Annotated in this window: 8 protein-coding genes and 2 tRNA genes; 8 read left to right on the top strand and 2 right to left on the bottom strand. The window is 59.2% G+C overall.

The window, feature by feature from the left end:
* Both OKB87_RS15420 and OKB87_RS15415 read right to left on the bottom strand, forming a co-directional pair.
* The coding region (locus OKB87_RS15420; protein ID WP_270827916.1) for a YqaJ viral recombinase family nuclease at positions 1-711 on the bottom strand (711 nt) is incomplete at its 3' end.
* A gap of 94 nt (positions 712-805) precedes the next feature.
* On the bottom strand, positions 806-1,756 hold the full coding sequence (locus OKB87_RS15415) for a DUF932 domain-containing protein (protein ID WP_236381736.1): 951 nt from the start codon (positions 1,754-1,756) through the stop codon (positions 806-808).
* A gap of 584 nt (positions 1,757-2,340) precedes the next feature.
* Between OKB87_RS15415 and pncC the strand changes: the two genes are divergently transcribed.
* From pncC to OKB87_RS15375, 8 genes are all read left to right on the top strand, one after another.
* Entirely contained in the window at positions 2,341-2,832 is a 492-nt protein-coding gene (gene pncC / locus OKB87_RS15410) for a nicotinamide-nucleotide amidase (protein ID WP_011707432.1), read from the top strand.
* Between the two features lie 79 nt (positions 2,833-2,911).
* The gene (recA, locus tag OKB87_RS15405; protein WP_011707431.1) at positions 2,912-3,976 is read left to right on the top strand and encodes a recombinase RecA; all 1,065 of its coding nucleotides are present in this window, start codon (positions 2,912-2,914) and stop codon (positions 3,974-3,976) included.
* Positions 3,977-4,017: 41 nt separating this feature from the next.
* Complete coding sequence (locus OKB87_RS15400) at positions 4,018-4,518, top strand: regulatory protein RecX (RefSeq protein ID WP_270827914.1); 501 nt, start codon at positions 4,018-4,020, stop codon at positions 4,516-4,518.
* A gap of 496 nt (positions 4,519-5,014) precedes the next feature.
* Positions 5,015-7,639, top strand: coding sequence for an alanine--tRNA ligase (alaS, locus tag OKB87_RS15395; RefSeq protein ID WP_024945613.1), 2,625 nt, complete (start codon positions 5,015-5,017; stop codon positions 7,637-7,639).
* Positions 7,640-7,655: 16 nt separating this feature from the next.
* The gene (locus OKB87_RS15390) at positions 7,656-8,903 is read left to right on the top strand and encodes an aspartate kinase (RefSeq protein ID WP_011707428.1); all 1,248 of its coding nucleotides are present in this window, start codon (positions 7,656-7,658) and stop codon (positions 8,901-8,903) included.
* Positions 8,904-8,996: 93 nt separating this feature from the next.
* A complete protein-coding gene (gene csrA, locus OKB87_RS15385) occupies positions 8,997-9,185 on the top strand; it encodes a carbon storage regulator CsrA (RefSeq protein ID WP_005305164.1) in 189 nt (62 codons plus the stop codon).
* A gap of 214 nt (positions 9,186-9,399) precedes the next feature.
* Positions 9,400-9,492, top strand: a tRNA-Ser gene (locus OKB87_RS15380).
* A 3-nt stretch (positions 9,493-9,495) separates the two neighbouring features.
* Positions 9,496-9,572, top strand: a tRNA-Arg gene (locus tag OKB87_RS15375).

Genomic DNA, 9,572 nt, shown 5'->3' with positions numbered 1-9,572 from the left:
CTCGGGGGAATCGGAGAGATCCACCGTCTGGCCATCGTCACGCGGAAACAGCCAGCTCAGGGCATTGGCGGCATCACTGGATCCATCAGGCTCAGGCTGTTGGTCTTGTTGCACCATTTGCCAGAACTGTGCTTCCCGCTCGGTGAGATCCTGGATCTTCTCCTCATCGCGCTCGATGCGGTAAATCCGGAAATCCTGGCCGCCGATGAGCACTGCCACTTCGGCCCAGGCATGGCCGGTGACGGCCAGTTGATGCAGCACCTGACACTGGTAAGCCACCGGCACCCCTTCCTCCCACTGTGGGGCGCTGTGATAGCTGGCGGTCTTGATCTCCAGAATGCCCGGCCCATCGGGATGGCCGATTACCTCCCGGTCGAGGTTGGCGAGCATGAAGGGTTGCTCGGGGTGCTGCAGTACCGCATTGACCCGGCGCACCTTATAGCCGGTGCGTTTGGCGTAGACCTGCGCCAGCACCGGTTCCAGCTCAATGCCCCACAGCACCGCTTCCTTGTGGGAAATATCTTCCGGTTCCTTGCGGCCGGTTTTCTCCAGCCACAGGCTGAGCGGGCATTTGTAGGGGGAGAGCCCCACTGCCACGGCGGCATCGGAGGAGCCAATGCCGAGTTTGCGGATAGCGAGCCACTGCTCGCGGGTTAACTGGGTCGTGGAGGCCAGCCGCAGGGCTTGGCCGTATTTGGTTTTTGCTTTCATGACGACTCCTTGTTAACGGCATAAACGCCTACGCCCGGATTGGCTTGCGCCAATCCGGGTGAGGTCGTTATGCGGTTTGAATGGGGAAACGGAATTACTGCAGTAGGGTGAGAGCTTGATTCAAGGCTTGGGATTTGAGTTGGGCGCCCTGACCAAACCAGGCGGAATCGAGCCGGTGATCTTGGCTGCGAGCACGGCGGTGGTGATCCACGTATTCGGTGACCGCATTGACCAGCCCCCAGGCGGTATTGCGGGAACTGGCAAGCTCTGAGCCCATAGCTGCGCCCTGATAGAGCTCATGCAGTCGTTGTATCGGCTTGGTGAGAATGATGTTCTCCTCATCGAGCGGTTGCGCCAACAGATCGCTGAAAAAGCGCAGCGCCTCTTCGGGGGCGACGGGCCGCTGTGCCAGCGCCTTGGTCTGCGTCTTGAACTCATCCCAATGAGAGAGCCCCAGTCCAAGCGACTCTTTTACGGCAGCGGCATCGAACTGAGTGGAGTGGGGCACCTTGATGGCACCAGTAGCGCCGCGCAGTGCCATCTGCAGGGTGTTGTTGCAAACCACCCGCAAAGAGGTGAACTGCGCCGTGGTGCAGAGTGTGCCGTCGCAACTGGTCGCCAGTAGCAGATAGGACTTTACCAAGTCATTGCCTTTGAGTTTTAGATCCTGGCCGGTCTTAGCCAGTGCCCACAGTTTGCGACCACCTTTGAGCGAGCCTGCTGTTTCCAACTCAAAGCCACCGGCTTCCACCAGATCTTGATAGAAGTGCAGCACCTCGTGAGGCTGTACCACGTTGTAGCGGCTTGAGACCACTGACAGAGGGGCAAGGGTATCGGAGCGATAAAGTACCTTGCTGTCGCTGTAGGGGCGGATATGTAGTGCATCGGAGGCGACGTTAAACATCACATCGCTCTGCTCGATGGTCCAATTCATCCCGGCTGCTTGCAGCCAGATATCGAGAGATTGCTGTGGGGGCAAGACATTGCCAAGGCCATGCCAAGGGGTTTGGCCAGTGTAGGCCATGGTGTCAATCAGGTGAGCCATATCTCCTCCAGGAATAGTGAAATGCAGACATCAGCCTGCTAACTCATGGAGGTGATGTAGGTTTGAAAGTTTATTGAATAGGATGTAGTCGTGTTTTTATTTGTGTGTGCTGTTAAGCAGCGTACAGGTTGTTATGTTTGGACAATGCCCTTCATTGGAGATGTGGGTGCAGGATTGGTAAAAGAGGCTCAATCATGAAGGGTGTTTATAGCGTAGGTTAAAGCGTAGGTAGACAAATAAATTTCAAAAAAACACATTAAAATCAACATGTAAACACCCTTGCATCATGGGCGTGTGGGCGCTGAGATTGGCGCCAGACGCGGTGCCGGTAGCTTGGTGTTGTGCGGTCATGTGCGATTCCAGAAGGGGCCTCTGCGGGCCAGTGTCTGCGGTGATGAGCCTTGAACTTGATGGCGCCATTCTACACATAAGCAGCGCGGCGGGGGAGGTCGGGTTCCGGGGTTGTCTCTGGCTGAGTGGGTCTTGGTGCTGCACATCGATGTCGGTGGGGTCTGCCCGGCGGTTGCGGGCGGCAGTGACGGGATCGCATAATGTGCCTCTTCAACGAATCAGCAGGAGCCGTGATGAAACTGGACGCAGAGATAGAGCACCTCGCCATCGAGCTGGGCCGAGCCCTCGTTCAGCGTGGTTGGCTGGCTGCGACCGCCGAATCCTGCACCGGTGGCGGGGTGGCGACTGCCATCACCGACATCGCGGGCAGCTCAGGCTGGTTCGATCGCGGTTTTGTCACCTACACCAACGAAGCCAAGCAGCAGATGCTGGGGGTGAGCGGCGAGAGCCTTGAACAGCACGGCGCAGTGAGCGAAGCCGTGGTGCTGGAGATGGCCCGCGGTGCGCTGGCCCACTCATCTGCCGCCATCAGTGTCGCCATCAGTGGCATCGCCGGCCCTGGCGGCGCCACACCGGGCAAACCGGTCGGCACCGTCTGGTTCGCCTGGGCGGACCGATCTGGCCGTCATCATTCCCTGCTGGCCCGTTTCGACGGGGATCGCCGGCAGGTGCGCCAGCAGGCGGTGAGACAGGCCTTGTCGGGTCTGTTGGCCCTGCTCAGATAAATTGGGCTTGATACTGTATGAATAGACAGTATACTTAGCCCAACTTCATTTTTACTCACGATTTCCAGCGGAGATTGGCATGGATCAGAACAAACAGAAGGCACTGGCGGCTGCGCTGGGTCAAATCGAAAAGCAGTTTGGCAAAGGCTCCATCATGCGTCTGGGCGACAGCAAGACCATGGATATCGAAGCCATCTCCACCGGCTCCCTCTCTCTGGACGTGGCGCTGGGCATCGGTGGCCTGCCGTGCGGTCGTATCGTCGAGATCTATGGCCCGGAATCTTCCGGTAAAACCACGCTGACCCTGCAGGTGATCGCCGAAGCGCAGAAGAAGGGCAAGACCTGTGCCTTCGTCGATGCGGAGCACGCGCTGGATCCCATCTATGCCGCCAAGCTGGGCGTCAACGTCGACGACCTGCTGATCTCCCAGCCGGATACCGGTGAACAGGCGCTGGAAATCTGCGACATGCTGGTGCGCTCCAACGCCGTTGACGTCATCATCGTCGACTCTGTGGCAGCCCTGACCCCGAAAGCGGAAATCGAAGGCGAGATGGGGGATTCCCACGTCGGCCTGCAGGCCCGTCTGATGTCCCAGGCGCTGCGTAAACTGACCGCCAATATCAAGAATGCCAACTGCCTGTGCATCTTCATCAACCAGATCCGGATGAAGATTGGTGTCATGTTCGGCAGCCCGGAGACCACCACGGGTGGTAACGCGCTCAAGTTCTACGCTTCCGTTCGTCTGGATATCCGTCGTATCGGCGCCATCAAGGAAGGTGACGAAGTGGTCGGTAACGAGACACGCGTCAAAGTGGTCAAGAACAAGGTGGCCCCGCCCTTCAAGCAGGCCGAGTTCCAGATTTTCTATGGCGCTGGCATCTCCAAAGAGGGTGAGCTGGTGGACCTGGGCGTCAAGCACAAGCTGATCGACAAGGCCGGTGCCTGGTACAGCTACAACGGTGAGAAGATCGGTCAGGGCAAGGCCAACGTCATGAAGCTGTTCGCCGAGAACAAGGCGATGGCTGGTGAAGTGGAAGCCCGCCTGCGCGAGCTGCTGCTCTCCGGTGCCGTACCTGTCGATGACAAGGCTGCACCGGTTGAGGCAGAAGAGTTCGATGCCGAAAGCGAACAAGAGTTCGAATAAGGAACAAAGGAAGGCCGGGTAGATACCCGGCCTTGTTATTTATGGTTGATGAATCTGCTGACAAACCGGTCGAACTTACCTTTGAAGAGCAACTGGCGGCGGCCCGCGCCTTTGCCATGCGCAGTCTTGCTCGCCGCGAAAGCGCCGAGTCCGAGCTGGCCAGACGGCTGCGCCAGCAGGGCTATCAGGAAGAGGTGATCGAGGCGGTCGTCGATTATTGCCGGGGTTATAACTGGGTCAACGACGAGCGCTATGGCGCCATGGCGGTAAGAGCCGGGGCGGCCAAGGGGCACGGTCCCATCAAGATCCGTTTCGAGCTGCGCCGCAAGGGGCTGGATGACAACCAGCTTGACGCCGCTTTCGAGCAACCGGAGCTGGACTGGTTTGAACTGGCCCTGGCGCTGTTGGAGCGGCGAGCCAACGTGGCCGACCTTGCCGATTTCAAGCTGCGGATGAAGTGGCTCAAATACCTGCTGGGACGCGGTTTTACCCAGGAACAGGCCCGTTATGCCATCTCGGCCCTGCAGGAGCGTGAGCCGTAACCACACTAGTCCTGCTTTCCTGCTTTCCTGCTTTCCTGCTTTCCTGCTTTCCTGCAAGCCGTCGCAGACTGTTGATGGCCTGCAGGGTTGATGGTGGTGCGCTTGCCACCTAGCTTCAACACCCAGCCCCCAGCACCCAAGATTGTCATGGCGCAGTTCTGCATTTCACAGGATGTCTTTTGCTCGGGTTGTCCGTATCGTCTTTCCCGTCGCCACCATGGACATGATTGCATGTCCTTTGCCGCGGGTGTCTGTGGATTCAGCAACTTGCATCCTGGTGGCGGACGCGGTGGGAGGCTCCTCGGCAGCAGGCCGATTTTCCGCTGCCATCGGCCAGAACCATGGCTGAAAACGCCCCGGTTTGTCTCCCTTTTCTCCCAGCCCCCATTTATGCGCGCTTTTTCACCCGTGGCGGCCCTGTCCGTTTTACTTTACCCCGCAGAAAACTTACATTAATGCGGTTAAAAGTCCGTATTCGAATCAAGCAGGATTTTCCATGTATATGTCCACGTCAGAGATTCGCACCGCGTTTCTCGAGTATTTCCGTTCCCAGGGGCACCAGGTTGTCTCCTCCAGCTCGCTGGTACCGCATAACGACCCGACCCTGTTGTTTACCAACGCGGGTATGAACCAGTTCAAGGACGTGTTCCTTGGCGCAGACAAGCGTGCCTACAATCGCGCGACGACTTCTCAGCGTTGCGTGCGTGCCGGTGGTAAGCACAACGATCTGGAAAACGTCGGCTATACCGCTCGTCACCACACCTTCTTCGAAATGCTGGGCAACTTCAGCTTCGGCGACTACTTCAAGCAGGACGCCATCAAGTTTGCATGGGGTTTCCTGACCGAGGTGCTGCAACTGCCGAAAGAGCGCCTGCTGGTGACCGTCTACGCGACTGACGATGAAGCTTTCGACATCTGGGAAAAAGAGGTCGGTGTGCCGGCCGATCGCATCGTGCGCATCGGTGACAACAAGGGTGCACCGTACGCTTCCGACAACTTCTGGGCGATGGGCGATACCGGCCCGTGCGGCCCCTGCACCGAGATCTTCTACGACCACGGCGATCACATATGGGGCGGCCGTCCCGGCTCACCGGAAGAGGATGGCGACCGTTTCATCGAGATCTGGAACGTGGTGTTCATGCAGTTCAACCGTCAGGCTGACGGCACCATGGAGCCGCTGCCCCGTCCGTCCGTGGATACCGGAATGGGTCTGGAGCGTATCTCCGCCATCATGCAGGGTGTGCACTCCAACTACGAAATTGACATCTTCCAGGCGCTGATCAAGAAAGCGGCCGAGATTGTCGGCACCACCGATCTGAGCAACCAGTCCCTGCGCGTTATCGCCGACCACATCCGCTCCTGCGCCTTCCTGGTGGCAGATGGCGTGATGCCGTCCAACGAAGGTCGCGGCTACGTGCTGCGTCGCATCATCCGCCGCGCCGTGCGTCACGGTCGCAAGCTGGGTGCCACCGAGGTGTTCTTCTACAAACTGGCTGCCGAGCTGGCGGCACAGATGAAGGATGTCGCCGCCGAGCTGATCGCCCAGCTGCCGCTGGTCGAGCGCGTGCTGCGCATCGAAGAGGAGCAGTTTGTCCGCACTCTGGACAGAGGCCTGCTGCTGCTGGAAGACGTGCTGGCTAATCTCGGCGATGCCAAGGTCATTCCGGGCGAGGTGGTGTTCAAGCTGTATGACACTTACGGCTTCCCGGCCGACCTGACTGCCGACGTGGTGCGCGAGCGCGAGATCGGCATCGACGAAGAGGGCTTCAAGGCCGAGATGGAGAAGCAGCGTGCTCGCGCCAAGGAGGCTTCCAGCTTCGGCGTGAACTACAACGAGATGCTCAAGCTCGACTTCGAGACCCCCTTCACCGGTTACAAGACCCTGACCGAGCGCACCCGTGTGGTCGGCATCTACAAGGGAGTGGACGAGGTGAGCGGTCTCATCGCCGGTGACGAAGCTGTCATCGTGCTGGAGCAGACCCCCTTCTACGCCGAGTCCGGCGGCCAGATCGGCGACAGCGGTACCCTGAAAGTGGACGACGGCATCTTTGCCGTGACCGATACCGTCAAAGCGGGCAAGGCGATCATCCACAAGGGCTACATGGAGCTGGGCACCCTGGAGAAAGGGGCCGAGGTCGAAGCCGTGGTCGATGGCGAGCGTCGTCAGGCCATCGCTCTGAACCACTCCGTGACCCACCTGCTGCACGCAGCCCTGCGTCAGGCGCTGGGTGAGCATGTGACCCAGAAAGGCTCTCTGGTGGGTGCCGAGCGCATGCGCTTTGACTTCTCCCACTTCGAGGGGATGACCATGGCGACCATTCGCCGGGTCGAGGAGCTGGTCAACAACCAGATCCGCGCCAACCACGAAATCACCACCCAGCTGATGGATCTGGAAGCCGCCAAGTCGGCCGGTGCCATGGCGCTGTTTGGCGAGAAATACGAAGACGACGTGCGCGTGGTGCGCATGGGCGACTACTCCACCGAGCTGTGCGGCGGTACTCACGCCAAGCGCACCGGTGACATCGGCTTCTTCAAGATCATCGCCGAGAGCGGCATCGCCGCCGGTGTGCGCCGTATCGAAGCGGTGACCGGCAAGGCCGCCATCGACTTCATGCATCAGGTCGGCGAGCAGATCGAAGAAGCTGCCGCCCTGGTGAAAGGCGACCAGTTCTGCATCGCCGACAAAGTACGTCAGGTACTGGACAAGGCCAAGATGATGGAGCGCGAGCTGGAGCAGCTCAAGGCCAAGCTGGCCGCCCAGGCCGGTAACGACCTGCTGGGTCAGGTCATCGAGATCAAGGGTCAGAAGGTGCTGGTTGCAGCGCTGGAAGGGGCCGATCCGAAATCCCTGCGCGGCATGCTGGACGAACTGAAGAACCAGATGAAGTCCGGTGTCGTGCTGCTGGCCACCAGCGGCGAGGGCAAGGTCAACCTGATCGCGGGCGTCACCAACGACCTGACCGGCAAGGTCAAGGCCGGTGAGCTGGTCAATCTGGTCGCCCAGCAGGTGGGCGGCAAGGGCGGCGGTCGTCCCGACATGGCCCAGGCGGGTGGTACCCAGCCCGAGGCGGTGCCGGCAGCCCTGCAATCCGTACACTCCTGGCTGGAAGAGCGCCTGTAATCGGGCGAGGTGATCTGTGGCACTCTATGTACAGAAGTACGGCGGCACCTCGGTCGGCACGCTGGAGCGGATCGAGGCGGTAGCTGAGCGGGTCGAGCAGACCCGCGCCCAGGGACATGACGTGGTGGTGGTGGTCTCCGCCATGTCGGGCGAAACCAACCGGTTGCTGGGCATGGCCCAGCAGCTGGATCCTGATGCCAACCGGCGCGAGATGGATGTGCTGGTCTCCACCGGTGAACAGGTCACCATAGCGCTGCTGGCGATCGCGTTGAACAAACGTGGTTGTCCTGCGGTCTCAATGACCGGCGATCAGGTTCGCATTCATACCGATTCCGCCTATGGCAAGGCGCGCATCACCCACATCGACACCGAGCAGGTTCAGGCTGAACTGGGCGCGGGCAAGGTGGTAGTGATCGCCGGCTTCCAGGGCCGTGACGAGCACAATGCCATCACGACGCTGGGGCGCGGTGGCTCTGACACCACGGCGGTTGCCGTGGCGGCGGCCATCAAGGCCGATGAATGCCAGATCTTTACCGATGTGGATGGGGTCTATACCACGGATCCGCGCATCGAGCCCAAGGCGCGCCGTCTCGATACCATCACCTTCGAGGAGATGCTGGAGATGGCCAGTCTCGGCGCCAAGGTGCTGCAGATCCGTTCGGTGGAGTTCGCGGGCAAGTACCGCGTACCGCTGCGGGTGCTGTCGAGCTTTGTCGATGGAGAGGGAACCTTAATCACATATGGAGGTGAGAGGATGGAAGCTCCCCTGGTATCCGGGATAGCGTTCAATCGCAACGAGGCGAGCCTGACCATTCTGGGTGTGCCGGACAGGCCCACCGTGGCCGCGCAGATCCTGAATCCGATCAGCGACGCCAACATTGATGTCGACATGATAGTGCAGAACACGCTGGGCGATGGGACCGCCGACTTCACCTTCACGGTGAATCGCGATGACTATCGCCGGGCGCGCGCCCTGCTGGAGGAGACCGCCAGCGAGCTGGGGGCCGCCTGTGTGCAGGGCAACGGTGAGATCGCCAAGGTTTCCATCGTCGGAGTCGGGATGTGGAACCATCCTGGCGTCGCCCGCACCATGTTCAAGGTATTGGGCGAGGAGGGGATCAACATGCAGTTGATTTCCACCTCTGAAATCAAGATATCCGTGGTGATTGACGAGAAGTACCTGGAGCTGGCAGTGCGTGCCTTGCACTCCGCTTTTGGGCTGGATCAGGAGCCTCATGAGCAGCCCTTGGGAAACAATCCCTGATTGATTTAGTTTCAACCATTTACCATATCGGTATCTTTGTAAGATAATGTCGCATATCGATATAAATACAAAACAGGATACAGGAGCAAGCGAATGCTTATTTTGACTCGTCGTGTAGGGGAAACCCTGATGATTGGTGACGAAGTGACTGTCACCGTACTGGGCGTGAAAGGCAATCAGGTTCGTATCGGTGTGAACGCACCGAAAGAGGTCTCCGTACACCGCGAAGAGATCTACCAGCGCATCCAGGCCGAGAAAGTTCCGGGCCAATCCGGCTTCTAAGCGGCGTTAATGGCTGTGACAAGGCGACACCTCATGTGTCGCCTTTTGTTTTTCCGGGGCGCTGAAAATCGTGCAGCAGGGAGCAAAAGAGCGGGATAAGTGTCGATATTGCTTGAATATTCCACGCTTTGACCAAATGCTGAGCGAACGCGCTTTTTTCTCCAAAAAAGTGTTTGACTAAAAATCCCTGTGAAGTATTATCAGCCCCGCAAACGGAGAGGTGGCCGAGAGGCTGAAGGCGCTCCCCTGCTAAGGGAGTATGCGGCTTATACCCGCATCGGGGGTTCGAATCCCCCCTTCTCCGCCATTTGCGCCCGTAGCTCAGCTGGATAGAGTACCTGGCTACGAACCAGGTGGTCAGAGGTTCGAATCCTCTCGGGCGCACCA

Source organism: Aeromonas sp. Y318-1 (assembly GCF_027706125.1).
Lineage (GTDB): Bacteria > Pseudomonadota > Gammaproteobacteria > Enterobacterales > Aeromonadaceae > Aeromonas > Aeromonas hydrophila.
Note: the sequence above shows the minus strand (reverse complement) of the source record. Positions and strands in the feature narration are given on the sequence as shown.

Coding starts and splice junctions, on each gene's coding strand:
- OKB87_RS15415 (WP_236381736.1), bottom strand. CDS start 1,756: ATGGCTCACCTGATTGACACCATGGCCTACACTGGCCAAACCCCTTGG.
- pncC (WP_011707432.1), top strand. CDS start 2,341: ATGAAACTGGACGCAGAGATAGAGCACCTCGCCATCGAGCTGGGCCGA.
- recA (WP_011707431.1), top strand. CDS start 2,912: ATGGATCAGAACAAACAGAAGGCACTGGCGGCTGCGCTGGGTCAAATC.
- OKB87_RS15400 (WP_270827914.1), top strand. CDS start 4,018: ATGGTTGATGAATCTGCTGACAAACCGGTCGAACTTACCTTTGAAGAG.
- alaS (WP_024945613.1), top strand. CDS start 5,015: ATGTATATGTCCACGTCAGAGATTCGCACCGCGTTTCTCGAGTATTTC.
- csrA (WP_005305164.1), top strand. CDS start 8,997: ATGCTTATTTTGACTCGTCGTGTAGGGGAAACCCTGATGATTGGTGAC.